General features: G+C 40.5%; 23 protein-coding genes. 13 read left to right on the forward strand and 10 right to left on the reverse strand.

Translation table 11 applies throughout. From position 1 onward, the window contains the following. The first annotated feature begins 1 nt into the window (after position 1). The 6 genes from rpsI to lon all read left to right on the forward strand — a co-directional run bounded on the left by rpsI (position 2) and on the right by lon (position 8,795). Entirely contained in the window at positions 2-406 is a 405-nt protein-coding gene (rpsI, locus tag AC6JA8_RS00750) for a 30S ribosomal protein S9 (protein ID WP_102241951.1), read from the forward strand. Positions 407-483: 77 nt separating this feature from the next. Continuing rightward, positions 484-3,087: an excinuclease ABC subunit UvrA gene (locus AC6JA8_RS00755; RefSeq protein ID WP_497975330.1), complete on the forward strand. Its 2,604-nt coding sequence runs from the start codon at positions 484-486 to the stop codon at positions 3,085-3,087. A 129-nt stretch (positions 3,088-3,216) separates the two neighbouring features. Beyond that, positions 3,217-3,939, forward strand: coding sequence for a hypothetical protein (locus AC6JA8_RS00760; protein ID WP_497975331.1), 723 nt, complete (start codon positions 3,217-3,219; stop codon positions 3,937-3,939). A gap of 1 nt (position 3,940) precedes the next feature. Then, complete coding sequence (locus AC6JA8_RS00765) at positions 3,941-5,734, forward strand: matrixin family metalloprotease (protein WP_497975332.1); 1,794 nt, start codon at positions 3,941-3,943, stop codon at positions 5,732-5,734. Between the two features lie 47 nt (positions 5,735-5,781). Next, a complete protein-coding gene (locus AC6JA8_RS00770) occupies positions 5,782-6,270 on the forward strand; it encodes a hypothetical protein (RefSeq protein WP_102241955.1) in 489 nt (162 codons plus the stop codon). Between the two features lie 17 nt (positions 6,271-6,287). Then, complete coding sequence (gene lon / locus AC6JA8_RS00775; RefSeq protein ID WP_497975333.1) at positions 6,288-8,795, forward strand: endopeptidase La; 2,508 nt, start codon at positions 6,288-6,290, stop codon at positions 8,793-8,795. 217 nt (positions 8,796-9,012) lie between these two features. Here lon and rpoZ read toward each other — a convergent pair whose 3' ends face one another. Both rpoZ and AC6JA8_RS00785 read right to left on the reverse strand, forming a co-directional pair. Beyond that, complete coding sequence (gene rpoZ / locus AC6JA8_RS00780; RefSeq protein ID WP_102241957.1) at positions 9,013-9,225, reverse strand: DNA-directed RNA polymerase subunit omega; 213 nt, start codon at positions 9,223-9,225, stop codon at positions 9,013-9,015. A 100-nt stretch (positions 9,226-9,325) separates the two neighbouring features. Next, positions 9,326-11,140: an AMP-dependent synthetase/ligase gene (locus tag AC6JA8_RS00785; protein WP_497975334.1), complete on the reverse strand. Its 1,815-nt coding sequence runs from the start codon at positions 11,138-11,140 to the stop codon at positions 9,326-9,328. Between the two features lie 104 nt (positions 11,141-11,244). Between AC6JA8_RS00785 and AC6JA8_RS00790 the strand changes: the two genes are divergently transcribed. Both AC6JA8_RS00790 and AC6JA8_RS00795 read left to right on the forward strand, forming a co-directional pair. After that, entirely contained in the window at positions 11,245-11,493 is a 249-nt protein-coding gene (locus tag AC6JA8_RS00790; protein ID WP_102241959.1) for a hypothetical protein, read from the forward strand. 39 nt (positions 11,494-11,532) lie between these two features. Continuing rightward, positions 11,533-11,766, forward strand: a complete 234-nt coding sequence (locus AC6JA8_RS00795; protein WP_497975335.1) for a hypothetical protein — start codon at positions 11,533-11,535, stop codon at positions 11,764-11,766. A gap of 3 nt (positions 11,767-11,769) precedes the next feature. On the opposite strand, the gene AC6JA8_RS00800 is transcribed toward AC6JA8_RS00795, so the two are convergent. Further along, complete coding sequence (locus AC6JA8_RS00800; protein ID WP_102241961.1) at positions 11,770-12,174, reverse strand: hypothetical protein; 405 nt, start codon at positions 12,172-12,174, stop codon at positions 11,770-11,772. 168 nt (positions 12,175-12,342) lie between these two features. Between AC6JA8_RS00800 and AC6JA8_RS00805 the strand changes: the two genes are divergently transcribed. Next, positions 12,343-13,164: a hypothetical protein gene (locus AC6JA8_RS00805; RefSeq protein ID WP_497975336.1), complete on the forward strand. Its 822-nt coding sequence runs from the start codon at positions 12,343-12,345 to the stop codon at positions 13,162-13,164. Between the two features lie 3 nt (positions 13,165-13,167). Here the strand turns inward: AC6JA8_RS00805 and AC6JA8_RS00810 are convergent, their stop codons facing one another. After that, positions 13,168-14,901 carry an ABC transporter substrate-binding protein gene (locus AC6JA8_RS00810; protein ID WP_497975337.1) on the reverse strand — a complete coding sequence of 578 codons (1,734 nt, stop codon included), beginning with the start codon at positions 14,899-14,901 and terminating at the stop codon, positions 13,168-13,170. Between the two features lie 3 nt (positions 14,902-14,904). After that, entirely contained in the window at positions 14,905-17,529 is a 2,625-nt protein-coding gene (alaS, locus tag AC6JA8_RS00815) for an alanine--tRNA ligase (RefSeq protein WP_497975338.1), read from the reverse strand. Between the two features lie 276 nt (positions 17,530-17,805). Between alaS and AC6JA8_RS00820 the strand changes: the two genes are divergently transcribed. From AC6JA8_RS00820 to AC6JA8_RS00830, 3 genes are all read left to right on the forward strand, one after another. Then, entirely contained in the window at positions 17,806-18,285 is a 480-nt protein-coding gene (locus AC6JA8_RS00820) for a hypothetical protein (protein ID WP_497975339.1), read from the forward strand. A 63-nt stretch (positions 18,286-18,348) separates the two neighbouring features. Further along, entirely contained in the window at positions 18,349-19,197 is an 849-nt protein-coding gene (locus AC6JA8_RS00825) for a TIGR02147 family protein (protein WP_497975340.1), read from the forward strand. 10 nt (positions 19,198-19,207) lie between these two features. Next, positions 19,208-20,191, forward strand: coding sequence for a hypothetical protein (locus AC6JA8_RS00830; RefSeq protein ID WP_497975341.1), 984 nt, complete (start codon positions 19,208-19,210; stop codon positions 20,189-20,191). On the opposite strand, the gene AC6JA8_RS00835 is transcribed toward AC6JA8_RS00830, so the two are convergent. From AC6JA8_RS00835 to AC6JA8_RS00845, 3 genes are all read right to left on the reverse strand, one after another. After that, the gene (locus tag AC6JA8_RS00835) at positions 20,183-20,674 is read right to left on the reverse strand and encodes a regulatory protein RecX (protein WP_497975342.1); all 492 of its coding nucleotides are present in this window, start codon (positions 20,672-20,674) and stop codon (positions 20,183-20,185) included. The two genes, AC6JA8_RS00830 and AC6JA8_RS00835, sit on opposite strands and share 9 nt — an antisense overlap. A gap of 76 nt (positions 20,675-20,750) precedes the next feature. Next, positions 20,751-21,866 carry a recombinase RecA gene (recA, locus tag AC6JA8_RS00840; RefSeq protein ID WP_497975343.1) on the reverse strand — a complete coding sequence of 372 codons (1,116 nt, stop codon included), beginning with the start codon at positions 21,864-21,866 and terminating at the stop codon, positions 20,751-20,753. Positions 21,867-22,096: 230 nt separating this feature from the next. Then, a complete protein-coding gene (locus AC6JA8_RS00845; protein ID WP_497975344.1) occupies positions 22,097-22,600 on the reverse strand; it encodes a phosphatidylglycerophosphatase A family protein in 504 nt (167 codons plus the stop codon). Between the two features lie 45 nt (positions 22,601-22,645). Between AC6JA8_RS00845 and AC6JA8_RS00850 the strand changes: the two genes are divergently transcribed. Beyond that, the gene (locus tag AC6JA8_RS00850) at positions 22,646-23,887 is read left to right on the forward strand and encodes a TIGR04552 family protein (protein ID WP_497975345.1); all 1,242 of its coding nucleotides are present in this window, start codon (positions 22,646-22,648) and stop codon (positions 23,885-23,887) included. Here the strand turns inward: AC6JA8_RS00850 and AC6JA8_RS00855 are convergent. Together AC6JA8_RS00855 and AC6JA8_RS00860 are read right to left on the reverse strand one after the other, a co-directional pair. Next, on the reverse strand, positions 23,884-24,780 hold the full coding sequence (locus AC6JA8_RS00855; RefSeq protein WP_497975346.1) for an alpha/beta fold hydrolase: 897 nt from the start codon (positions 24,778-24,780) through the stop codon (positions 23,884-23,886). The two genes, AC6JA8_RS00850 and AC6JA8_RS00855, sit on opposite strands and share 4 nt — an antisense overlap. Next, positions 24,773-25,213, reverse strand: coding sequence for an FHA domain-containing protein (locus tag AC6JA8_RS00860; RefSeq protein WP_497975347.1), 441 nt, complete (start codon positions 25,211-25,213; stop codon positions 24,773-24,775). Before AC6JA8_RS00860 ends, AC6JA8_RS00855 begins: the two co-directional genes overlap by 8 nt. Between the last annotated feature and the right edge of the window lie 59 nt (positions 25,214-25,272).

The raw sequence follows: 25,272 nt of genomic DNA on the forward strand, positions 1-25,272 counted from the left end.
GATGGCTGCAAAAGGTAAAACATACGACACACACGCAATCGGTAGAAGAAAAACTGCTGTTGCAAGAGTTTACATGGCTAACGGGTCAGGTAAAATCACAATCAATAAAAGAGACGTAAGAAACTTCTTTAAACAAGAAACTAACCTATACGTTGTTAACCAACCATTAAACCTAGTAAAACTTGCTGAGAAATTCGACTTCGTAATCAACGTTGCTGGTGGTGGGATTTCTGGACAAGCTGGAGCTATCCGCCTAGCTATCTCTAGAGCACTTATTAAAGTTCAACCAGGTCTTCGTTCTGAACTAAAAGCTGCTGGATTCCTAACAAGAGATCCAAGAGCTGTAGAAAGAAAGAAAGCTGGACGCGCTGGTGCTAGAAAGAGATACCAATTCTCGAAAAGATAATATTTGTCTATATATTGTCCTCGCAAAAAGCCCACAGAAATGTGGGCTTTTTTATTTTCTGGGCCTAGAATCCAATCATGCAGAACTTTAATGTCATCAAGGTTCGCGGCGCACGAACTCACAATTTAAAAAATATCAATATTGATATCGCTCAAGGAAAGATCACTTGTATCGCTGGTCCGTCGGGATCGGGGAAAAGTTCATTGGCGTTTCATACTCTGTTAACAGAGTCGAAGAGGCGTTTTATCAATTCGCTTCCGACCGATATGAAGTTTTTTTGGGAAATCCCGCATACTGTTGATGTCGATAGTATTTATCCTGTATTGCCGGCCTGGGGACTTCCTCAGCACAATCCGGTCATTAACTCTAGACCAGTGGCCTTGGATGTTTTAGGGGGTCATGAGAGGCTTCAGCGTCTTTTTATGGAGCTGGGCTCGTTTGTTTGTCCTGATCATCATGTTCCGTATGAAAAATTCCTGGCGATGGAAAGTGAGATTCTAAAACTTAAAAAAGAGAAGGCCTCTGATGAAGAGGTGTATCACGTTTTTGCCAAAGCGGATGATTACCGTCGCACAGTTTCGAGCGAGATGAATCCATCAAGGTCATTTGGTAAAACGCTCAATGAGTTTAACGAGGAAGACCCTTGGTATGAACTCTTTAGAGTGAAAAGAAAAAATATAGATCAAATTCTTCCAAAACTTAAAGAAGCAAAACTGCGCGAAGATGCAGACGTTTTACTCTATGTATTGGGGGCGAAGAAAAAGATTCAGTTAAAGCACACTTATGAATACCGTTGCCCGGTTTGCAACCGCCATTCAGAGGCCCAGAAGGTCACTAACGTAGAGTCGCTTTCACCGCTTAATGCTCTTGGTGCTTGTCCGACGTGTGAAGGGCATGGTGCGATTTTAACTTACGACAGAGAGAAATTGGTTAAGGACCCGACAAAGACTATTCGTGAAGGGGCGATTAATTTTCTTAATTTCTCCCATTTTCAGCATTTGTTTCCGACCTTTTTAAAAGAAGCAAAAAAAGCTGGTTACGATGTTGATGTTCCTTTTAAGGATCAGCCGCAAAGCATCTGGAAGTTCCTTTATGATGGGGCCGGAAAATACGAAGGCTTTAATGAGTATTTCGAATATTTAAAAACTCAGCGCTATAAAAAGAACATTCGTATTTACATGAGAAGCATGCAGACTGAAGTTCTGTGTGAAGATTGTGAAGGGACTCGTGTTTCTGAAAGAGCAGGAAGTATGTCACTTGTACTTAAAGACAGAGTGGTTACTTATAAAGATTTCTTAAAAAACAATTTCTTTGATTCAAGTGCTTGCTTGAAAAAAATTAAAGAGGATTTAAAGTCTGTTTTACTTCATGAGAAGTTAATGACGACTTTTGAAAAGCTCGAGCGCCTTTATCTGGTTGGAGTGGACCTGGGATTGGGGCATTTACAAAATACCAGAAAAGTTCGCTCGATGAGTTCGAGTGAATACCAAAGGCTCCTTTTATCAAAGTATCTTTCTTATGAAGGCTCGCAATCGTTGTTTGTTTTGGATGAGCCAAGCTTAGGGCTTTCGCTTTCAACTCAGAAAAAATTGATTCAGTACCTGCGCTCACTTCGCGATCAGGGAAATACCATCATCATGGTCGAGCACTCGGAGTATTTAAAATCGACTTCGGATGAACTCATTTTGATGGGACCGTTTGCTGGAGGGCGCGGTGGAGAGGTTCTGTATCAGGGGCCGTATAAAGAAGATAAAAATAAACTGCCAAAGTTCGATTACAATTTAAAAGGGCCGAAACATTTTATTGAGCTGGAAGAGGCCAATATCAGAGGGCTCACTAAGAAAAAAATTGAAATTCAAAAAGATGCAATCAACTGGGTTCACGGCGAGTCGGGAACCGGGAAGACATCGTTTATAGTGAATATCATTGCCAATGAAATTCATAAAAATGTTTATGGAACCAGGCTGTCATTTGAAGATTATACATTTAAGAAATTAAAAGGCGTCAAAGATGTTTCAGATGTTATTGTGATCAATAGCAGTTTGGATAAAATCAGCTCGCGCTCTACTGTGGCCACTTATACTGACCTTGGTGGATTCGTGCGCAAGTATTTTGCAGGGTTGGAAGTTTCAAAAAAGTTAGGACTTAAAGAAGGGCATTTTTCTTCAAATTCAGAACTTGGGCAGTGTTTGAGTTGTGAAGGGCGTGGAGTAAAGATTGTAGAAATGCAATTTATGGAAGACGTGGAATTTGTCTGTGAAGACTGCCAAGGGAAAAAGCTAAAACCTTATTACGCCAATATTTCAGATGGAACGATGACGGCCTATGAGGCTTTCAATCTTCCACTTTCCGAAGTCCTGGGGCATATTAAACTTACGCCAAAAGGAAAGAGAATCTGGGAGTATTTTAAAATCCTCAAGCTGGATTATCTTTCGCTTGATAGAACGCTCATTTCACTCTCTGGTGGAGAAAGACAAAGGCTACAACTTCTTACTCTTTTGGATAAAAAAATCCAGGGGGCGATGATCATTTTCGAGAACCTCACGAGTGGTCTTTCTCATCACGAGTACGCCCCTCTTGCTGAGCTTTTGCACCAATTATCTGGCAGTGGCAACACCGTAGTAGTAATTGACCAAAATGCTTTTTTTGCTCAAATCTCTCACCATCAGATTGAGTTTTAAAAATCAGCAGCTTTGCAGGCATTTCTAGAGAGAAAGGTGTCTATTTTTTAGTCATCAAACCACTGTTTTTTTATCAATTTATAAGAATGAAAAGCCGATAAAATAGTACTTAATTCCAGGGGGAAGACAGTGCTAAAGAAAGGCTTATTCATTTTAGTTCTTTTAGTAAGTTCATTGAGTGCATTTGCCACGACTTTCCAAGTTATGCCTTTGGAGAAGTTAGTCGATGAATCAAACAGCGCTGCTGAAGTGGAACTCAAATCTAAAAAATCATTCATGAATAAAATGGGACTTATTTTTACTGAGTACACATTTGCTATGAGTGAATCTTACAACCTAGACAATAGCGACCTGGATGGAGAGTTTTTAAAAATTACCATGACGGGAGGAACGGTAAACGGGGTGACTTCATTTATCGATGGAGCTCCTGAGTTTGCAGTTGGAGAGAAATCATTTCTTTTGCTTAAGAAAATTGAATCTAAAATTTACCTGAGCAATTTCACTATGGGGAAATATAAAATCGAAAACCGCGACGGGCAGGTTTATTATGTTTCGAGCGTGTTCCCATACGACGCCGATATCGGTCAGGTAAAAAAAGAGCGTATGATCGACATGATCAAAATGAAATTTAAAACAACTCGTGCGCCTGAGGTTGATAGTGCTGCTCCTGTTGAAGGATCAAAAAAACAGGGCGTCTTTGCCAAAAATGTAACTTTTGAAAAACGTGCTCCGGCGCAGGTCGATGAGCAAGGACACAATGATGGCATTGTGGCCATGTGGTCTTTTTTCGGTTTGATGGTTATTAGTGCTTTGACGATGTGGTGGAAGTTGAAAAAGGGAACGAGAACTTAAATTGAAAAAAACAGTTATTGCGATTCTATTTTCACTTTCAGTAAGTCTGTTTTTAACAGAGGCGAAGGCCTATGTGCAAAACCGCACGACCAGCGACTCTTTAGTCCACTGGACGAACGGCATTGCACTATTAGATATTTTTGTTAACAGTACAAACACTCAGTCTCTTTCTTCGGCGACGGTTCAGTCGATTGCCGCCAACTCGATTGCTCAATGGGATGGAAAATCTAAAATCAGCTTGCGTAAAAACCAAACAGCTGGCTCCGGACAGACGGGATTAAATGAAATTTACTTTTCAACAGACCCTTCGGTTTTTAACGGGACAGGTGTTGTTGGAGTCACTCAGGTTTATTATAAAAATAACACCGGTGAAATTATTGAAGCAGATATTTTGATCAATGATAATTTTACCTTTTCTACGAGTGTGATAGAGGTAAATTATCTAGGGAACGTTCTTACCCATGAGATGGGGCACTTTCTTGGTTTAGGACATAGTCAGGTTAATGGCTCGAGTATGTTTTATGCTTTAAGCAGAGGACAAAACCAAATATCGAGTGATGATAAGGCCGGAGTTTACTCTATTTACCCGAATGGTGATTCTACCAAAGGGTCATTGAATGGAAAAATTGTTGGTGGGCGCTCATTAATTAGTGTTTTTGGAGTTCATGTTCAGGCGATTTCACTTAAAACCGGGCAAGTGGCCGGATCTAATATCAGTGATTATGACGGAACTTTTGTGATTGATGGCCTGGATAAAAATGACAAGTATTACTTGTACACGTCACCAATTGTGCTTGTAGGTCTTCCTAATAAATACTCAAATGCCCATTACGATTACTGTGATAACTCGAAAAAATACCGCGGAAGTTTCTTTCAGAAATGTGGTTCTGCCGGAGAGGGTTTTCCTCAGGCCGTGAGTCTTAATTCTTCAAGCGTGAATGTGGGGAATGTAACGATTCGTTGTGGCCTTGATGTTCCGGTGGAGTATATGCAAAATAAAAACATCACTCCGGCGGGTTTTGATATCCAAAGTAGTGTGATGAGTGGATTAGGTAACGCTTTTGTTGGTTTTTTCTCTGCTCAAGAAATGGGGCAATCGGGAAGTGCTGATTATTTCCGCATGGACCTTTCCGGCGTTTCGGATTGGGATGCGGTGGGGACCGGGAACCTTTATGCTGAGTTCAGGATTTTAAACCAAAGTTTCTATTCTCCCTTTAAGGCCAATATTTCTGTTAAAAGAGATTCCGGAACAACTAGTGTCACGCCAAAATATGTTCAGGAATCGGATGGCTGGTTAAATCTTGAAACGGTTGTACGCGTTCCGATTAACAGATCACTTTTGTCGGATAATAACTTCGAAATTACTGTGACGCCTGAATCAATGGAATTCCCCAACTTCCCGAATGGGCTTCCGTATACTAAAACAGATTATTTCCCATCGTCGGGATACTTTGAAGATTCTCTATACTTCTATTTAGTCAGTGCATCTATTGTGAGAGACAATGGAAATTCGACTTTTTCATTGGTGTCTTCGAAGGAACAAGTGCTCACTGACAACACTCAATGTACTGATGCAAACAACACTTACGCGTTAACAGATTTCACAACCAAGGGCACGATATCGAGTGGGGCGCGCAAGAAAGACGATGGTATCGCTTGTGGAACGGTGGACCTTAACGGCGGATCTGGCAATGGGCCGGGAGGATTTTTTATTGGTCTGATTTTGAGTCTAATTCTTTGCCATCTAACCTCTTCAATCATTAAGCAGAATAAACCAAAACATATAGCAAGATAACCCAAGCTGATTTATACTTTTTATGAGTATATTTAGCCGGGGCTTATATGAAACTTGTCGCTCTTTCTCTCTCTCTGTTTTGCTTAACATCAATCTTTACAGGACCAGCACTAGGCCAGGATCTTTTAAAAGAAAGAATCAGAAAACTAAGCAACAACAAAACTTCAATCTACGTTGAAAAGGGAATCTTTCACAACGGTGGAGTTAAGCTTCAATCGACGCTTAAATCTCTGCGCCAGTCGTATAACCCAAAACAAGGTTTTGAAAGAATCGTTATCGACTTCTCGACAAATCAAGTTCCAAAAATCTACGGACACATTTCTTCAGATGATAAAAAAATGTACCTAGATATTTTTGAAACAAGCCTAGCTAAAGATTTTAAGACTGTGGCCAATACTCGTTTTATTAACAAGATCAATTTTTTCCCAATCGAATCAAATCATTTGTCTATTGATATGCAATTAAAAGGCAAAGTGATCGCTGATATTTTTTACCTGGAAAACCCAGGCCGTCTCGTTATTGATTTGAAAAATTAATTTCCTGGAGTTTAATAATGTCTGATTTAGAAAGTGATTTCCAAGTAAAACTAAAGCCGTCGACAGGCAAGGAAGAGCTACCAAAGCTTCCTGAAGTCGTTGTTATTATCCCGATCATGAACAGCCCGATTTTCCCGGGAATGATCGCACCTATTATTCTGAGTGAAGAAAAATTCACACCAGAACTGGATGAGTCACTTTTAAAAACAGGTTATGTTGCTCTTAACTTGGTTAAAAACGACCTGAAGAATGATGAAGGCGAAGTGATCCCTGAGGAAGAAATTGATTTCGATAAAAAAGAGATCAAATCAGGTGATATCTACAAAGTTGGGGTTCTTTGTAAGGTTGTAAAGAAACTTAAACTACCAGATGGATCAGTGAACGTTCTTGTTCACGGGATGAAGAGATACAGAGCTTCAGAAATTCTTTCTGAGTCTCCAATTTTAAAAACAAAAATTGAAGTTTTTGATGACATCCTTGAGACTGATGAAGAACTTGATGCTTATACAAGATCAGTTATTAATCAGGTAAAGAAACTTTCAGAAATCAATCCATACTTCAATGAAGAGATGAAGCTGGCGATGTTAAACTCGCCATCTCCGGGATCGCTGGCCGACCTTGTCGCATTCGCGATCTCTCTCGATATTCCGGAAGCGCAGGATTTCCTTGAAACACTTGTTGTTAAGAAGAGATTTGCGAAACTTCTTGTTTATTTAAAGCGTGAAAAAGATGTAGCTGATATCCAAAAGAAAATCTCAGATGAAGTTAACGATAAAGTTAACAAGTATCAAAGAGAGTACTTCCTGCGTGAGCAGCTAAAAGTTATCCGCTCTGAGCTTGGTATGGAAGAGGATGAAAAGTCTCGCGATATCAAGAGAATCAAAGAAGAAATTGAAAAAGTGGGAATGCCTGAAGATGTTTTAAAAACAGCGAAGGAAGAACTTGAGAGACTGGAGCTTATTCCAGATTCATCTCCAGAATACAACGTAGCGAGAACTTACTTAACATGGTTGATTGAACTTCCATGGAAGAAGTCGACAGATGACAACATCGATATCGCTGCTTCTAAAAAGATCCTTGAAAAAGACCATTACGGTCTTGAGAAGGCCAAAGAAAGAATTCTTGAATTCCTTGCCGTAAGAAAGCTTAAGCCTTCATACGACGGAACGATCCTGTGTTTAGCAGGTCCTCCGGGAGTAGGTAAGACATCTCTTGGTAAATCAATCGCCGCATCTCTAGGAAGAACGTTCTACCGTTTCTCTCTAGGGGGAATGAGAGATGAAGCAGAGATCAAAGGACACAGAAGAACTTACGTGGGAGCAATGCCAGGTAAGATCATCCAGGCCTTAAAGAGAGTCGAAGTAAACAATCCGGTTATCATGCTGGATGAGATTGATAAAATCGGGAAGTCTTTCCAAGGTGACCCTGCATCAGCTCTACTTGAAGTTCTAGATCCAGAACAGAACTCGACATTCATCGATAACTACCTGGACATCCCTTTTGATTTATCAAAAGTGCTTTTCATTGCGACAGCTAACTACATCAACGATATCCCGGAAGCCCTTCTAGACCGTATGGAAGTTATTGAGCTCTCTGGTTATACGTTGGAAGAAAAAGTAGCGATCACAACGAAATGGATTATTCCTCGTCAGCTTAAGAAACATGGTCTGACAAAATCAGATTTCTCTCTAAGCTTAAACGTTATCAAGAAAATCATTGCAGACTACGCTCGTGAGCCAGGTGTGCGTGTTCTTGAGCAACATATCGCTAAACTTTGTAGACGTGCAGCTCTTGAAAAAGTGTCTCGCCCTAAAAATAAAGCGAAAAAATTTGTTCCAGCAACAACGAGTCTGGAAGAAATGCTGGGAACTCCACGTTTCCACTCTGACTCTGCAGAAAAGAAAAATAAACCAGGTGTTGTTACAGGTCTTGCTTGGACTGCATACGGTGGAGAGATTCTTTTCATTGAAACTCTTCCTCTTAAAGGAAAAGGATTCAAGCTTACAGGTCAGCTTGGTGGCGTCATGAATGAATCAGCAACACTAGCTTACTCATACGTTAAAAAACTTCTTCAAAACCAAATGGACGAGAAGAAGCCAGTTCCAGTTAAGAAGAAAGCGACTAAAGCTCCGGCAACTCCAGTTGTTAAGAAAGATGAGCATGAGAATGAAGATTACCTGGCAGCACACGAAGTTCACCTTCACCTTCCTGCGGGAGCAACTCCTAAGGATGGACCTTCTGCTGGTATTACGATGGCCCTTGCTCTTTACAGCTTAGCGACTAACAAAGCGGTTGATTCTGATATCGCCATGACAGGGGAGTTAAGCTTAACAGGTAAGGTTCTTCCTGTTGGTGGGATTAAGGAGAAGGTTCTGGCGGCAAAACGCGCTGGGATTAAAAACATCATCCTTCCAAAACAAAATGAGAAAGACCTAAAAGAAGTTCCAGCTCTTCATAGAAAAGGAATGAAGTTTTATCCGGTTGCGCATTTTGATGAAGTTCTAAAAATTGCTTTGAAAAAGTAATGATCTAAAAATAGAAAGGCCGGTCTCCACCGGCCTTTTTTATAAACACTCTAGATAAACACAATTCCCCGTTTCTTGTGCAAACATGAGATGTTTACACTTCTCATATCGGATACCGGTATTTATCTTTAAATGGAATTAACCTTAAGATTTGGGCATAAAAAAACCGCCTAAATTAGGCGGTCTTTTATATAAGAAATAAATGAAGAATAAGGTCTTAGAATTCGTCTGAGTCGTACTCGCTGATTGGAGCGTGCTTGATTTTACCAGCAGCGATTTCTCTTAGTGCTGTTACAACTTCTTTGTTTTTAGATTTAACTAGAGGCTCAGCTCCTTCTCTTAGTTGCTTTACTCTCTTAGTCGCTAGGTGAACTAGCTCATATCTGTTTTCAACTTTTTCTAAACAGTCTTCGATAGTAATTCTTGCCATTGGATTGTCTCCTAAAGCCGATTGGGGCTAAAAATAGATTTACGAACTTTAGGTTATAGACGGAATCGGTATTTTTGTCAAAGGAACCCGCTTGGGTCCCTTATGATTCCAGCTTTTTATATAACGCATCAATCTCTTTAGCGTAAGTTTTCAGGATAACCTTCTTCTTAAGCTTCAAGGAAGGGGTAATCTGGCCGTTTTCGACCGTAAAATCACTCGGTGCAATAAAAAACCCTTTAATACTCTCAAAGCTAGCGAGCTCTTTGTTTACGGCATGGATCTCCTGGTCGACGATCTCATACACTTTCGAGTCCTCAGCGAGCTCTTCATAGGTTCTGCCGCTCACGCCATCGTCGCGGAAGGCTTCGTGGTCAATACTGATAATCGCGACCAGGAATTTTCTCTGGTCTCCGACAACCATGGCATTGGAGATATGCTTTTGCAGCTTAAGCGTGTTCTCAATTTTTTGAGGGGCCACGTTTTTTCCTGCGCTGGTAATGATGATGTCTTTTTTTCTGTCGGTGATCTTAACGTAGCCTTCGACTGTAAGTTCTCCAATATCCCCGGTATAAAACCAGCCGTCTTTAATGGCCTCTTTCGTAGCTTCTTTGTTTTTGTAGTATTCTGTTAGCATTGCCTCAGTCTTCACCATGATCTCGCCGTCTTCAGCGAACTTCACTTGTACATCACCAAGAGGCAGACCGATGGTTCCCGGAATCTGTCTCACTGGAGGATTCAGGATACAAGGAGCAACTGTCTCAGTCAGACCGTAGCCTTCAAGGATCGTAAGATTCGCATTTTGCATAAAGCGGATAATTTCAGGAGAAATAGGAGCACCTCCAGAAACTAAGAAGCGAATACGTCCACCTAGGCGATTGTAGATTTTTTCAAAGACTAGTTTATAAGCAAGATTCTTTTGCAGAATCTCATAGGTGCTTGGTGATTTATCCTGATTAATTTTTTCAAAATAATCATTAGAAGCTTTAAGTGCCCAATCGAAAACTTTCTTTTTGAGATCGTTTTCCTTTTGGATATTTTCCAGAACTTTTGAGTAAACCTTTTCAAAGATTCTTGGAACGGCCAGAAGAAGAGTTGGTTTAGCAACCTGAAGGTTGTCGACAACTTTATCAAGAGATTCAGCAAAGACGCATTCAAATTCAAAAACTAAGTTCAACAGCGAGTCACAACGGCCGAAGACGTGAGAGAGCGGAAGGAACGTCAGCGTTCGGTCTGTTGGAAGAATATTTGTTTTCAGGGAAGTGTAGACGTTATTTAACATAACCACAAAAGCGCGTTGAGAGATTACAGCACCTTTTGGTTCACCAGTTGTCCCTGAAGTGTAAATGATTGAAGCAATATCTTGCGGCTCGCTGGCTTCAATCGTCGCTTCAAAAAGTTTAGGAGAGTTCTGTGATTCAGCTGCCCCATTGTCGAGGAATTGTTGAAAACTCTGAAAAATAATTTTGTCTGAAAGTTTTTTCACTGAGTCTTCAGTGACTTCTTTTAAGGCAACAATATATTTCAGATGCGGAAGATTGTGTTGGATCTCAAGAATCTTTTGCATCTGAGCTTCGTTTTCCAGGATGAGAATTTTTGTTTCACTGTGGTTGAGAATGTATTCAACTTCGTGAGCAAGATAAGTTGGGTAGACGGGAGTCACTACTGCGCGTGCACACATCGTTGCAAGATCAAAAAAGTGCCACTCTTTAGAAGTTTGTGCCAGGATCGCTACGCGGTCTTGGGGCTGAGTATCTAATTTAATCAGTCCGTAAAAAAACTGACGAACTTTCTGTTGGTATTCATCGTTGTTGTAGAAGTTAAGGTCGTTTCCATCAACCCATCCGATAGCTTTTCTATGAGGTGATTTCGAAGTCTTTTTAAAAAAGAGTTTTGAAATTGTTGAATCTTTCATCATAAATTGAACCTTTAAATAATTTGCTTAACTTAATTTCGGCATCTTAGTTAAAAAACTTTTGCTCGATTTCTGCAATATCAAGGCATTTGATACTGGAGTATTTTATGCAAGATATGATCTTAATTCTCTCACGTTGTCAGGCCAAGAGAATCTCTCCACGCAGTAAAAAAACTTTTTTCAGGTTTCACTTCCGCGGTTTTTATAGTGGACTAAAAATTAAGGAAATTCATGTCTACCCTCATCAATCGGTGGCCTTGGATAAGGGGGAGGATTACCTGCTATGGGTTACTTTGAAATGTGTGCGAGAATCTGTGCTGGAAGTGACGTTGCTTAAGTATAAAAAAATTGAGTAAATAAAAAACGTGATATACTTTCGAAAAAGAGGAAAGACTATGAGTGAAGAAACATCGAAAGAAACAACGGCTGAAGAAAGAAAGTTTCTTCATGATATTTCAAATCACATAGTCGTGGCCCATGGGATGACGACATTTGTTCTTCGTACATTACGAGATAATCCGAATGTAGAAGCACGCGAGATTGAGCGCCTGGAAAAAGCACTTGCCGCGATTAATAAAATGACGGAATCAATTCAGGAAAGAAGGGCCGTGCTACACGCCAAAAGCTAAGGCTTACTTAACTTTTACCGTTACAATATCCCCAATCATTAGTTTTCCAACTTCAAAGACTGGTGTTTCTTCGCCTTCTTCAAGCTTATTTAAAACGCCAATAGCAGAAGAGTCTTCGGCATGAAGAACCTTTACCTCACCGATTTTCACACGGTGGTTGAAGCGTTTTTTGCTTTCATATGGATCAAGAACAGAGACTACGCGGTAAACATCAAGGACGCTTCCTTTTTTCACGCCTTGGTTTTTACCCATGTCCACGTAGAAGTTCTTTCTGATAATTTCATCTTTATTGCCCATAGGGATGTCTTGAGCGATGCTGTAAATGACGTAATCTTTGGCAATGGCCATTGAAGCCGTAAATGTCAAAGCAATCATAAAGAGAACTGGTAGCTCAAAAAACTTTTTCATGACTAAACTCGCCGTTATTCAAAGTGCAGTCTTTGAATCTTATTTTTTTATCGGCGCCAATGGCCACCTAGATAAGAAGCGCTACGAAAGGGAGGGGCCGGTGGGAAAAAGTTGCCTGAAAGGGTGATCAAATGAAAATGATCGGGTATCAGCCATGCTAAACTAAAAATGATGAAAACACTGGTTTTTCTTCTATTCCTAATGTCTCAGGCCTTCGCTCATGAAGGTCATGATTCTAGCGTTCCCTGTCAGGAAGGGACGGCGGATGTTTTAAATAAAAATGCAGAGGCTTTAGGTGGCAGTGTGAAAAAGGCCGTAAATTTACTGTCGGCCAAGGATTTCTACAAAAAATTTAAACTGACTAATGGGCTGGGGATTAAAGGATCGAACTCTATCGAAGACGAATCGCTAGATAAAGCGGCGACCATTATTGAAAAAATGATTTCCAAGAGACCAGATATTAGAAAGAGATTAATTGAACTAAATGCAGAAGTAGTAGTGATCGCTAAAAGCGAGAACTATTGTGATATGCCAGAAGCACGCGACTTAAAAGATAAGCGCACTTTTGATGGCAGAAGCTTTTGTGATATTTGCGGAGGCGGTGGTGTGATTGGAAGGCCGATCACAACGGTGTGTGAAGACAATCTGCTTAAAACCCCAAACGATCCTTATCATGGAACAGAAGATATCCTTACGCACGAATTCGCTCATACTATGCACGTTATGGGAATGGATGAAGGTGATCAAAAGAAGTTAACAAAGTTATATGAAGAAGCAAAAAGCAAAAGCATCTTTGAAAAGAATGCTGATAATGAGCCAACTTATATGATGGCCAATGAACAAGAGTTTTTTGCGTGTTTAAGTGCTGCTTGGTTTGGTGTGCATAATCCGAAGAGTCCTTCGATTTCGCCAGAATTAGTCGACCGTAGCTCCATCAAAGAGAAGCTTCCGGCCGTTTATGAATTTATGAAATCAATTTATCCAGAATAGAAATTACTTCACTCGTAAGTACTTTGGGTAGCTCCAGATCAAGTCTGAAGGGCGGTAGTTCTTTACGTAGTCATGGTAAAGAATGAAGTTTCTCGAGTAGTACTGCATGATCCATGGAAGATCGTCATTGACGGTTTTTTCCATTTTTTCAATGAGTGCTTTTTTCTCTTCACCATCAGGAAGCTTGCTCATCTTCTCATACATCGCATCCACTTGCGGGTTAGAGTAGAAAGAAGCGTTCGGCCCCGGAGGGTGATTCGATGAAGTCAGAAGCTGGAAAATGTTTTCAGCATCCGGGTAATCAAGCGTCCAGCCATCCTGGAAGAATTGCAGGTGACCGGTGCGCGATTTTTCCAAGTACTGCTTAAAGTTGTTTTGAACAATCTTAATTTTAATTCCAATCAGTGCCAGCTGAGTTTTGTAATACTCGGCCTGGGCGTTACTGATTTTTGACTCAGCTCTTGTATCGTAAATCAATTCAGGAAGACCTTTTCCACCAGGGTATCCAGCTTTTGCCAGGTATTCCTTAGCCTTTTCCAGGTTGTACTCGTAAGGGAGAGTGGCCGAAGTGTCGTAACCTAAAATTCCCGGAGGAAGAATGGAGTTTGCTCTTTGCCCAGTGTTGTTAGTGAAAAGCTGGATATACTTATCCATGTCAGCAGCATAAGCAATCGCCTTTCTTAGGTTCAGGTTCTTTCCTAATAAAGGGTCCTTCATGTTGAAGGCCAGCCACCAGTAAGTCAGAGTTGGCATGGTTTGCAGGCGGATGTTTTTTGCTTTAATGTCTTCTCTTAAGTTCCCGACATCATCAAAAACTTGAGTGTAGAAATCTTGAGGAAGAACGATGAAGTCTAACTTGTACTGATTGAATAGCTCCCAGCGAGTTTTATTATCGTTAACCACAACAAACTTAATTCCATCGATAAATGGAATTTTCTCACCACTGTCTTTGAGAAGCCCGCGGCTGTTAGCATAGCGATCTCCCTCAGAAGGGTAAAAGCTTTCGTGGTAGTGCGGGAATTTTGCCAGCGTGATTTCTTTAGCTGCATCCATCTTTGTCAGATAAAAAGGCCCAGTTCCGATCGGGTTGTGGCTTAAATCATTTTTATCATGCTCGATAACTTCCAGTGGCACTGGAGAAATGAAACTCATCGACAACTTATAAATAAACTGAGGAGAGGGCTGAGTAAGCTCAATAATTAATGTGTGATCATCTGGAGCTTTGATACCAGAGATTGATGTCGACTTAAACTTCTCGAAGTCATCACCAACAGTCTTTTTAAATTCATTGACTCCTTTAATAGCACCATCGACAACCCACCATCCAGTAGAGTTGAGTGGATTATAAGAAAGGCGTTTAAACTGAGTAATGAAGTCCTGAGCTGTCACGAAACGAGGCTGACCTTTAAAGGCCGGGTGATCGTGGTAGCGGATATTTTTCTTGATCTTGATGACGTAGCGCTGGCCATTGTTTTCAATGACCGGCATTCCTTCAGCAAGAAGAGGTTTTAATTCATAAGGGCGGTTTAAGTAGTGGTAGTCGTATAACTGCTCACAGATGTTGTAGATAACCATTCCCGAAACGTTGTCGTATGAGTTGACCGGATCGAGAGTTGAGATCTCACTGGTCAGTGCCATATTCAAAATCTTGTCATTCTTAACGGCTTCTTTTTTATTACAACCGTAGAAAAAGGCCAGAACGAGAAAGAGACTACAGACTGCCAGTGATTTTTTCATCTATTACCCTAGTTTAGATTTAAGCACCGTTTTTGCTTGTGGAGCGATCTTCGCAAGAAGGCTAGCATCCCCAGATCCCTGGGCCATGTCTGGCTTTCCACCGCCGCGACCGTTAACGACTGAAAGAATTTCCTTCAGAGCGTCTCCAGCGTTTAGTTTAGTTACGCCTTTTGTCGCGCGTACGAGAACTGTCGCTTTGTCACCACTAGTATTGTAAAGAACAACGGCTCCGTTTTGGAACTTGCTCACAAACATATCCGAAAGCTTTCTTAAATCGCTATCAGCTGGAGCTTCAACAATGGCCACATCTACACCGCCGATATTTTCAACGTTGCTGAAGAGGTCTTTAGATTCACTCGCCATGATTTTGTCTTTAAGAGCTTCGATTTCTTTTTGTTTGTCTTTTAAATCTTTAAATAGGTTTTCAAGTTTTGCCAGCGCGCGCTCTTCCTTATCCATGAACATCCCTTCAACTTTCTTAAGAAGGTTTGATCTGTGGCTTAAGTAGTTAACCGCTGTCTCAGATGTTGTCGCCTCAATACGACGAACCCCTGTCGCCAGAGATGATTCACTTAGGATTGTGATTAATCCGATGTCACCAGTGTTTCTTACGTGCGTTCCTCCACAAAGTTCTGTTGAGAAATCACCCATTGTTAAAACGCGGACAACATTTCCGTATTTCTCACCGAAAAGGGCCATGGCACCTTTTTTCTGAGCTTCATCCATGCTCATATGATCAGCGCTTACACCGTGAGCTTTTTGGATTTCCTGGTTAACTAAGTCTTCTACCTTTTGAATTTCTTCTTTAGTCATCGCTTGAAGGTGAGTGAAGTCAAAACGTAGCTTCTCACTTGTTACAACAGACCCGGCCTGTTTTACGTGTGCACCTAAAACTTTGATTAAAGCAGACTGAAGTAAGTGAGTCGCAGAGTGGTTTCTCATTGTTAAAGCTCTGGTGTGAGCATCAACAGAAAGAGTATATGATTTTCCAACTTCAAGAGCGTCAGCATCTTTTGAAATGTGAACGTGAAGTCCATCAACTGGCTTTTGAGTGTCATCAATGTGAGCAAGAGTGTTTTTTCCAGACTTCACAACACCGATATCACCAACCTGTCCTCCAGACTCGCCGTAGAAGCTGGTTGTATCAAAAACAAGTCCTTTCGCTTCACCCATGTCGATAACGTCCACAAGTTTTGCTTCAACTTCTAATTTGTCGTAGCCTACGAAATTCGTTGCACCAGTTTTTTCTTTAACTGCGTGGAAAACTTTATCAGAGTTATCAAGACCACCCTTCCAAGATTTCTTAGAAAGTTCTTTTTGCTCTTTCATGGCCTTTTCAAAGCCTTCATGGTCGAGAGCGATCCCTTGGTCGGCCAGATACATTTCTGTTAAGTCGACCGGGAATCCAAATGTGTCGTATAATCTGAAAGCTGCTTTTCCAGAGAAGATTTTATTTGTAACTTCTTTTGCCAGAGCTTCGTGCAGATACTTAAGACCATTTTCCAGTGTCTCTCTGAATTTTCTTTCTTCAAGCTCAAGAAGTTTAACAGCAAGTTCAGCGTTAGCTGCGTTTTGCGGGTACTCAGTTCCAAGAGATTCAAAAACTGCAGGGATAAGTTTGTAGAAAGAAACTTCTTTAACTCCAAGCTCGTTTAAGTATTTAACAGCACGGCGGATGATTCTTCTTAGAACGTATCCACGTCCTTCATTAGAAGGAATAGCCCCGTCAGTAATTAACATCGTTGCTGAGCGAATGTGATCGGCCACAACACGGAAAGCTGCTTTTGTTTTTTCGTCTTTTGAGTTTGGCTCGTATTTTTTGCCAGAAACTTCTTCAATCTTTCTCATGATGGGAGCAAAGATATCAGTGTTGTAGTTGTTATAAACACCTTGAAGAGCAGCAGCTACGCGCTCAAGACCAGCACCAGTATCAATAGATGGTTTTGGAAGAGAGAATTTTCCTTCTGGAGTTTTTTCAAATTGCATGAAAACCAGGTTCCAGATTTCAACATATCTTTTTTCATCTTCAAGTAGGTCGTTTGGATCTTTTCTTACTAAACCTACATCTGTGTGTTCTTCACCATGATCAAAGAAGATTTCAGAACAAGGACCGCACGGCCCGTATTCTCCCATCTCCCAGAAGTTGTCTTTGTCGCCTTTGTTGAAAATGCGATCGTCTGTAAGGCCAGCAACTTTTTTCCAAAGAGCACGGGCTTCATCATCAGAGTAGTGAACTGTGACATAGAGTTTTTCTTTTGGAATTTTTAATTCTTCAGTTAAAAATTCCCAGGCAAACTTAATAGCGTCTTCTTTAAAGTAATCACCAAAAGAAAAGTTACCAAGCATTTCAAAGAATGTGTGGTGACGAGCTGTATGTCCTACGTTTTCAAGATCGTTGTGTTTACCACCAGCGCGTACACATTTCTGAATGCTCACAGCACGCTTGTTAGTCGCAACTGCTTTACCAGTAAAATAATCTTTGAACTGGTTCATTCCGGCATTACAGAAGAGAAGAGTTTTATCGTTATGAGGGATTAAAGAACTCGAGGCCACCTTCTCATGCGATTTTTTCGCAAAGTAGGTTGCAAATTTTTCTCTAATTTGTTGTCCGGTCAGTTTTGTTTCCATGTGCCTAATATCCTGTCAAAAGTACACTAAATTGAAGACTTAAGAGTACCATAGAACTTTATAAAACGGGAATGGATTCTCCAATGATAGGACCATGTTTTCAATAGCTTGAAGGCTCGGCGCATTGTTTTTTCACGACTTTTTTACAAAGGACTTCACGGCCGGTGAAAACAAATGTATTGGTTTCGTGAAAAATAATTGTGAAAGGGTTCCGTAGTTAATAAAACTCACTCATCGAATTAACAGTGAACTTATTAATTACAACTGGAGAAAAAAATGAAAACTATCGTACTTGCAATCTCTCTTCTTAGCCTTTCAAACGTATTTGCAGCTTCTGTAAATGACTCTTGGTCATCTCTTAACAAAGACCGCTCTCTTCAAATCGAGTGGCCATCTGCTCAAATGACTCACGGAGTTTGGACTGGTGTTGATTTCCTATGTCTTGATGGAAACACAATCAGAACTAAAAAAGTTATCGAAAAATGTACAAAATACGCAGTTAAACCAGGTCAAAACGGTGGAATTTACTGTGCAGCTACTTCAAAAGCTTTCGGAATCGTAAACAATGAAGTGACTGGAACAAGATGTGTTGAGTACAGACACTCAAAAGAGCAAGACGTTTGTGTTAAGTACGAAGACTACTCATACGCTCAACCAACTTCTTTTGACGTAGACGTTCTAAAAATCGTTTCTCCAAAAGAAGGAACAACTCGTCACCTTTTCACAAAAGAATACTCAATCACAGCTTGCGAGTAATCGTTTAAATACTGAAGTGCCCGCGCCCCTCGTGGGCACTTCTTTTAAAATTTAAGGGTAAGAATGGAAACGACAGAACTGCCACTTAGTCTATTTGATTTTTCGGATTTTAAGGCCTTCATGTTAAAGAAAGGTCTGCCTTCCGGGATGTATTCGCACGACCATCACAATCTACAGAATTGGTCGAAGCGCTTGGGCTATAAGTCGGCCAGTTCCCTTTCGATGGTTCTTACTGGAGAGCGCCTTCCCTCTGAAGATATGATCGAGCGCTTAGTTAAAGACTTTAAGATGAGCGGAAGAGAAGAGCGCTACTTTAAACTTCTCGTGGACCTGGAAAGAAAAAAGACAAAAAACCAGGACGTTAACGAGCACCTCAAGCAAATTCAGAAATTAAGTACAGAGAAAAACTCTTACTCAATCGACCTTCAACAGTTTTCGGCCATCAGTGAATGGTATTACATTGCGCTTAAGCAGCTCATTTCTACCGACTCTTTCATTGAAGATGAAAACTGGATTCATAAACGTTTAAGAAAAAAAGTCAGTGTCGGACAAATCAAAAAGGCCCTTAAAGACCTTGAAGATCTTGAAATCATCAAGCGCGATGAAACAAATCGTCTGCGCGTAGTGAAACCAGGTCTCATCACTTCAAATGACATTCCTTCATCAGCGATTAAAAAGCACCACTACGGGATGATGGAGCTGGCTCAGGAAGCTCTCATGGAGCAGGAAGTGGAGCAGAGACAGATTAATAGTACGACAATGAGAATTAAAAAAGAAAACCTTCCTGAAGCAAAGAAATTTATCTTTGATTTTATTAAGGAGTTTTCGAGCCGTTTTTCAGAGTTAGAGGCAGAAGATGTCTACCAGATGAACGTGCAGTTTTTTGAACTAACAAAACAGTTGAAGCATTAGGGAAGTGAATATGAAAAATATTAAATCGGCCTTGTTACTGATTGCACTTTTTGTTTCTAAAAACTTAAGCGCGAGTGTTTATCTTCCAGACGAGGATAGAGCTCTGCTTAACCAAAAATTTTTAACGATTAGCCTTCAGGCCATGAAAGCTTCAGGTGGAGCAGACATTGTGGGGAATGGGGGTGGCGCTGTTGAGCAGGCTTCACTTTATATCTACCGCAGCCTGGATCGTTACATCTCTCAATGCCTTAACAGCAAAGACTGTTACCAGGAATCTGAAAGACGTGAAGTTCTAAAAAAGATCAGAGAAGTTGTTCTTAAAAATAGAGAAGAAAAAAATCGTTTAGTGTTCCTTTCTGGGGAAAACTTCGAAAAATATATGCAGGATGAATTGGACCCGGAAATCCGTGTGGCCAAAACAGGCTTTAGCGATGAGTTCCCAATCTTCATCAACCTGACTGAAGCTCATAATTATCCTAAAGATGCGCTGTACTCTTCGATGGTGGCCCTGCTTGTTCATGAAATTGGGCACCAGGTTGGTGTCGCTTCTCATTCTTTTCTGGATGATCTGGCCTTAAGTGTGCGCACTATGATGGAAGCTAATACTAAGGAACTCACTTATGATGTTCTGGGCAGCCAATTTGTCTTCACTCTTTTTGCTAGCAGCAATCAATACGATTTTGCTCAGTATGTACTAGAGTATAACGGCGAAAAATATGAAGTTCCTTCATTGATGACCGCTTATAAATGCACTAACGGTGACAAGCTAGTTGGAGCAAATCTTGAAAACCTTTATTGGGAAAAAGGAAGAACGGCCAACTATCACTACATTCTCTCTCTTAATGGTTGGGGGGAGTTTGCCTGCGAAAGAAAAAACAAAACAGTTTATTTTGAGCAGATCAATGTCCGATTAACATGGGACTTCACATTGGAGAGACTTCCAGGTGAAAAATATGTTTTCCTTCTAAATGAAATGGGAATTTCTTTAAAATAATTCAGGTTCTATTTCGATTCCGGCGCTGTTGAAATTGCTTTTTAGGATTTTAAAGACAGCTCCGGGATTGTGCCCTTTACTTAAAGCAAAACGAATCGCTTTTTGTCGTTCCTTGTGGGCCTCTTCTTTATCTTCCGAAAGACCTTTTAACTTTTTAGCTAATAACTTTTTAATCTGCTCAGCTTCACTGACTCTATGTTCATCAAAGATTTCATAAATATGTTCTTCAGACACATCGAGCTTTTCTTGCTGAAGTTTTTGTTTGATATAATTGGCCGAGTATCCTTTACTCATAAAGCCTTTGATACGGGCTTCAGAATAAGCTTCTTCACGTAGAAAACCGCGTTCCTTGATCTCGTTAAGCGCATCTTCAATTTCGTTTGCAGGAAACTTTTTTTCACGGAGCTTTTCGCGAAGCTTATGCTCAGAATAATCTCTCGATGAAAGAAGTTTTACGAGGTAGCTGTACGCTTGTTTTGACATTTGTTTGGTCTAAAAACTTTGGAGTCCCAGGGCCTCAAATTCTCGAGGAGAGTGGGACTCTAAAGTCAGTATTTAATTATTGGATGTTCTTTTTAGATTTCTTTGGAGCTTTTTCAGTTTCTTCTTCAAGGATCTCACCAGTTGTTGTGTCAACTTGTGGAGCCGGGAAACCATCAGCTAGACCAAATTTCACTAGAATTTTTTGCTTAATTTCTTCTAGCATTTCTGGGTTTTGCTCTAGGAAAGTCTTAGAGTTTTCTCTTCCTTGACCGATCTTAGAGTTGTTGTATGAGAACCATGCTCCAGCTTTTTCTACGATACCGTTGTTTGAAGCTAGGTCAAGGATGTCTCCAACCTTAGAAATACCTTGTCCGTACATAATGTCGAATTCAGCTTCTTTAAATGGAGGAGCAACTTTGTTCTTAACGATTTTAACTTTTGTTCTGTTACCGATATGAGATTCACCATCTTTAATCGCAGCTGTTCTTCTGATATCCAGACGAACTGAAGCGTAGAACTTAAGAGCGTTACCACCAGTTGTTGTTTCTGGGTTACCGAACATAACACCAATTTTCATACGAAGTTGGTTGATGAAGATAACTGTACAGTTTGAACGAGAGATTGATCCCGTAAGTTTTCTTAGAGCTTGTGACATAAGTCTTGCTTGAAGACCCATGTGTGAATCACCCATTTCACCTTCAAGTTCTGCTTTTGGAGTAAGAGCAGCTACCGAGTCAACGATAAGAAGGTTAACAGCGCCAGAGCGAACTAGCATATCGGCGATTTCTAGAGCTTGTTCTCCAGAGTCTGGTTGAGAGATAAGAGTGTTTGGAATATCTACGCCAAGTTTTGCAGCGTATGTTGTATCAAGAGCGTGCTCAGCATCTACGAAAGCAACTGTTCCACCTTGCTTTTGGCATTCAGCCGCAATGTGAAGAGTAAGAGTTGTTTTACCAGAAGATTCTGGTCCGTAGATTTCAATGATTCTACCTTGAGGAATACCACCAACTCCAAGTGCTAGGTCTAGACTTAAACATCCTGTTGGGATGACTGCTAATTTTTCAGTCGCAGTTTTGTTATCTAGTTTCATGATCGCGCCTTTTCCGAATTGTTTTTCAATTGCAGATAGAGCTAGATCAAGAGCTTTTAATTTTTCTGGTGATGGAGCAGCAGATGTTTTCTGTAGTGACATTATTCCTCCGGAGGATCTCAATATGTGTGTGCTTTAACGCTAACACTCTTGTGGTTATTCGATAACTTAAAACTTATGCAAATTGATCAACTTATAACAGAATCAAGTGTTTGTAATTATTAGACTAACGGGGTCAAAACATCACAAATTGACGGCTAAAGAATCAATTTTTTTCTTATATTCAGTTTGTGCGTAAACTTTGCGCAAGTCAAGCGTAATTTTAGCGTAAGTTAGATAAAATTTAAATATTGGCCGAAAAGGTAGTTAATGCCCAAGTAGACGACTCCGGCATACACGCCGCTGACGATATCATCGAGAATAGTTCCCGCACCATGATGCACTTCTTGATCGAAATACGACGCTGGCCAGATCTTCTTAATATCGAATGCGCGAAAGAGAATAAAGAGGACAAAGAGGTGAGCGAGATTGTGTTGTTGGATGAATAACCACGCAGTGGTCATTCCTAAAACTTCGTCGATCACGATAAACTGTGGATCGTGCAGATTGAATTTTTTTTGCACGCTATCTGTGACAAATGATGAAATCAGAGTCACGATAACAATGAATGGAATGAATAAAAAAAACGGAGGATTAAATCTTCCGATGAAGTAGAGAAATGGAAGCGTAGCAAGAGTTCCCCACGTTCCAGGTGCTTTAGGCAAAAAACCTACACCAAAGAAAGAGAGGAAAAGAATATCTGGTCTTGTTCGTTCTGGTCGATTAGCATCATTCATTACATAATAGTCTAGCTTGATTATTGGATCTTAAAAAGGCTTTAAATGGAAAGACCGAGTTATCTTCAAAAATATATGTTCGATTGGGAAATCTTCGACGTCGTTATCGGCGGAAAGTCGGCCCTCGATACAAAGAACTTTCTCGGGCCTATGTCCAGCATTGATGAAGTTAACCAGTTTCTTAAAGGCTATGGCCTTGATCCCAACGACCGCGTAGCTAAATCAGAACTCTTTGGAAATTTCCAGGAGGCCATGCAGTTTATTCGCAGGTACTTCTTAAAAGAAGGAAACCCGGACGGACTGGATCTTAAAGTTCCCAATTCTCTTTTGATGATTTCGGATATCAGCCAGCTCTTTTTAATGGCGACTGACGACAACATCGTCAAGAAAGAAGATAAGCTTTGGGCGGAAGTTGTTTTAAAAGTTATGCATACAATTATGCACGCTGATAAAGACCTTCGTTCGAATTACTTCAATATTGTTCAGACTCAGATCTTTGATCGTTTTTATAAATATGTATTTAGAAGTGATGACGACAAACTCTTTATTGGAGTCAGGGGAACTGACGACCGCGTGCCTTTAGTTGATTTTGAGACGAAATCTAAAAAGACCCGCGAGAGTGTTATCATTAAGCTTTTACATAAAGCTGAAAACGTGGCCGAAGAGCTTTTTGATAGAGTTGGAGTGCGTTTTATTACTCATACGCGTTTTGATTCTTTAAGATTGATTCGTTTCCTAATGGAAAAGAATATCGTTATTCCTCATAATAATAAACCAAGCCGCGCGATCAACACGATGATTGATATGGCGAAGTTTAAAGAGTCTCATCAATCGCTTTTAAAGATGGCCATTAGAAATAATCTTTCAGAAGAGCGTTTTTTATCGGCGATGGAAAGAGCGGCCGCTGAAGCACATCTTGAGCCTTCAGAGAATGAAAGAAACAAGCATACATCTAAAGCTTATCAGTCGATTCAATTCACTTGTCGTCAGCTGATTGAGTATAAAAATCCATTTCTTCAGGAGTTTAACGACTTAAGAAGGATTGCTAAAAATTCTAACCCGGAAGAAAATGAACTTGCCCGCAGAGTTCTCAATATGGACATCTCACTGGTGGCCAGAGATATTCGTTTCTTCTACCCATACGAAATTCAAGTTGTCGATCAGGAAGCTTTTAAGGCGAACTCACAAGGAGAGGCTTCTCATCAGGAGTATAAGCGTCAGCAGGTGAGATCGGCGATGAAGCGCGTTTTTAAATCGATTATCGAATACAAACAAATCGAAATCTAAGCTTTCAATGTTTTTTTAGTGAACTGATTGATCCTATAGTTAATCATATCGGGAAAATCTGCCTGTGGTACATGCGAGCCATTTTTTACGATGTAGAGCTGGCTTTTTGGCAGATGTTTGGTGAGGATCTGCTGAAGATAATTTGGAATGATTTTATCTTTATCACCACCAATCACTAAGGTTGGCGTCTGGATAGACTCCAGGTGATTGATGACATCGTGATCGTGCATTAGCTTTAAAAGGTGAAAGAATAATGTCTCAGGAAGCTCGCTGATTTTTTTCATATAGAGCTGAACGAACTCCATCTCAACTTGTTTCTTATTAAATCCACCATCAAAGATCGCATACTGAGCAATCGGGTTTTTAAAAGAGTGTTTCCAGACAGACTTATAAAGTTCCGGGTATTTTTTTGTAAAAGCTTCAATGTAAGGCATAGTGATGTCGACAATATTTGAATCGAACATGATGTCCTGTGGAGGAACAACTGTGCCGGAGATAAGAACTTGTGCACTCACGTCTTCCGGATAGCGGCGGGCGTGCTCAAGGCAAATATTGACTCCCATACTGTGGCCAACAAAAAGAGTTTTTTTGATATTTAATTCTGTTAGCAGCTCGTGAAGATCTTTAGCGATGTTGGGAAAGTTACACGTCTCCAGATCGCCGTCACCAGACGAAGCAAAGTGGAAGCGGTAGTCATGCAAAAGAATCTGATAGCCTTGCTCTTCAAAAAACGGAATCTGGTATTTGAAGTGATTGTTGCTGCAAAGAAGGCCGTAAATAAACACCACAACCGGTTTTTCCGGATTGAGCTCTTGAAGAGGGAAATTCGTGTTGTAAAAAAGACGAATGCCATCACTGGTATAAAAATAGCTCGGGTGATTTTTCTTAAACATTTTGGTTTTTCTCTTCTACTTCAATCAATACTTCTTCAATGAAGTCCAGGACAAATCTCAGCTCGCTGGCGTTGGCGGCAAATCCTTTGAAAGCTTCGCTTAAGTCTGTTTCATCAGACGTAGGAGCAAAAGCGTGGATTTTTATTTTGTTTTCACCAAAGGCAATTACATCATTGGGACGTATCTTTAAAACACCGCTTATCTTCTTTCCATTGACGAAGAAAAAAGGAGCGCGGGTTAAGCTCTTCACTATTAGTCCAGGTCCATGTTTATCCTGGATAATTTGAATCGTCATGTACTGAAGTGGAAGTTCGCGGTCTAAAAAAATAAGATCATTTTTCTTCGAGCGGCCAATATGAACGTGATTGAATTCAAACTCGTAGAGTCCGACGGCTAGAGGATCGCTGGAAGATAAAATTTCCAAGTGTAACATGACATTCATTATAGCAAATCGCAGGATTTTTACAGCCGGCATTTTTATTTGTTCGTGTA

The sequence above is a fragment of the Bacteriovorax sp. HI3 genome (assembly GCF_059738875.1).

Excerpts from the sequence above, each read along its gene's own strand:
- rpsI (WP_102241951.1), top strand. The coding sequence starts at position 2 with ATGGCTGCAAAAGGTAAAACATACGACACACACGCAATCGGTAGAAGA.
- AC6JA8_RS00755 (WP_497975330.1), top strand. The coding sequence starts at position 484 with ATGCAGAACTTTAATGTCATCAAGGTTCGCGGCGCACGAACTCACAAT.
- AC6JA8_RS00770 (WP_102241955.1), top strand. The coding sequence starts at position 5,782 with ATGAAACTTGTCGCTCTTTCTCTCTCTCTGTTTTGCTTAACATCAATC.
- lon (WP_497975333.1), top strand. The coding sequence starts at position 6,288 with ATGTCTGATTTAGAAAGTGATTTCCAAGTAAAACTAAAGCCGTCGACA.
- rpoZ (WP_102241957.1), bottom strand. The coding sequence starts at position 9,225 with ATGGCAAGAATTACTATCGAAGACTGTTTAGAAAAAGTTGAAAACAGA.
- AC6JA8_RS00785 (WP_497975334.1), bottom strand. The coding sequence starts at position 11,140 with ATGATGAAAGATTCAACAATTTCAAAACTCTTTTTTAAAAAGACTTCG.
- AC6JA8_RS00790 (WP_102241959.1), top strand. The coding sequence starts at position 11,245 with ATGCAAGATATGATCTTAATTCTCTCACGTTGTCAGGCCAAGAGAATC.
- AC6JA8_RS00795 (WP_497975335.1), top strand. The coding sequence starts at position 11,533 with ATGAGTGAAGAAACATCGAAAGAAACAACGGCTGAAGAAAGAAAGTTT.
- AC6JA8_RS00800 (WP_102241961.1), bottom strand. The coding sequence starts at position 12,174 with ATGAAAAAGTTTTTTGAGCTACCAGTTCTCTTTATGATTGCTTTGACA.
- AC6JA8_RS00805 (WP_497975336.1), top strand. The coding sequence starts at position 12,343 with ATGATGAAAACACTGGTTTTTCTTCTATTCCTAATGTCTCAGGCCTTC.
- AC6JA8_RS00810 (WP_497975337.1), bottom strand. The coding sequence starts at position 14,901 with ATGAAAAAATCACTGGCAGTCTGTAGTCTCTTTCTCGTTCTGGCCTTT.
- alaS (WP_497975338.1), bottom strand. The coding sequence starts at position 17,529 with ATGGAAACAAAACTGACCGGACAACAAATTAGAGAAAAATTTGCAACC.
- AC6JA8_RS00820 (WP_497975339.1), top strand. The coding sequence starts at position 17,806 with ATGAAAACTATCGTACTTGCAATCTCTCTTCTTAGCCTTTCAAACGTA.
- AC6JA8_RS00825 (WP_497975340.1), top strand. The coding sequence starts at position 18,349 with ATGGAAACGACAGAACTGCCACTTAGTCTATTTGATTTTTCGGATTTT.
- AC6JA8_RS00830 (WP_497975341.1), top strand. The coding sequence starts at position 19,208 with ATGAAAAATATTAAATCGGCCTTGTTACTGATTGCACTTTTTGTTTCT.
- AC6JA8_RS00835 (WP_497975342.1), bottom strand. The coding sequence starts at position 20,674 with ATGTCAAAACAAGCGTACAGCTACCTCGTAAAACTTCTTTCATCGAGA.
- recA (WP_497975343.1), bottom strand. The coding sequence starts at position 21,866 with ATGTCACTACAGAAAACATCTGCTGCTCCATCACCAGAAAAATTAAAA.
- AC6JA8_RS00845 (WP_497975344.1), bottom strand. The coding sequence starts at position 22,600 with ATGAATGATGCTAATCGACCAGAACGAACAAGACCAGATATTCTTTTC.
- AC6JA8_RS00850 (WP_497975345.1), top strand. The coding sequence starts at position 22,646 with ATGGAAAGACCGAGTTATCTTCAAAAATATATGTTCGATTGGGAAATC.
- AC6JA8_RS00855 (WP_497975346.1), bottom strand. The coding sequence starts at position 24,780 with ATGTTTAAGAAAAATCACCCGAGCTATTTTTATACCAGTGATGGCATT.
- AC6JA8_RS00860 (WP_497975347.1), bottom strand. The coding sequence starts at position 25,213 with ATGTTACACTTGGAAATTTTATCTTCCAGCGATCCTCTAGCCGTCGGA.